Genomic DNA, 392 nt, shown 5'->3' with positions numbered 1-392 from the left:
TTAGCCACTTGTCCAAAAAATAAATACGAAATATATCAGTGCCAGAAAAGTGCATTTCTAAACTCCACAGAAACTAGTGAATAGTTCCCGTGGAGTTTTGTAGTTCAACAACTTTCTAGGCATATCATTGAGCTTTGATTCAATAGAGGATACTAAATCTGGAGCAATAGAATCGAGTGACAGCCCTTTGGGCAAGTCACGACGAATCATTCTATTATGTGCTTCATTGGTTCCTCTTTCTGAGGAAGTATATGGATGTGCAAAATAAACATCTGAAACTCCAGACATAACAGAATCGAGATTAGCAAATTCAGGACCATTATCTGCGGTTATCGAGTTGATAATGTGACCGTAATTATGTTTGATCTCTTCCATAGCGTAATCAACAGAGT

At 37.5% G+C, this 392-nt stretch carries 1 protein-coding gene; it reads right to left on the bottom strand.

Annotated features, from left to right (window positions below; genetic code table 11):
* Positions 1–57 precede the first annotated feature (57 nt).
* Positions 58–392 (bottom strand): IS30 family transposase (locus tag FD33_RS05130; protein WP_156407827.1); only part of this gene is annotated, 335 nt, incomplete at its 5' end.

The organism is Companilactobacillus paralimentarius DSM 13238 = JCM 10415, assembly GCF_001434985.1.
Classification (GTDB): domain Bacteria; phylum Bacillota; class Bacilli; order Lactobacillales; family Lactobacillaceae; genus Companilactobacillus; species Companilactobacillus paralimentarius.
The sequence above is the reverse complement of the archived record's forward strand: the minus strand, read 5'-3'. Positions and strand labels throughout refer to the sequence as shown.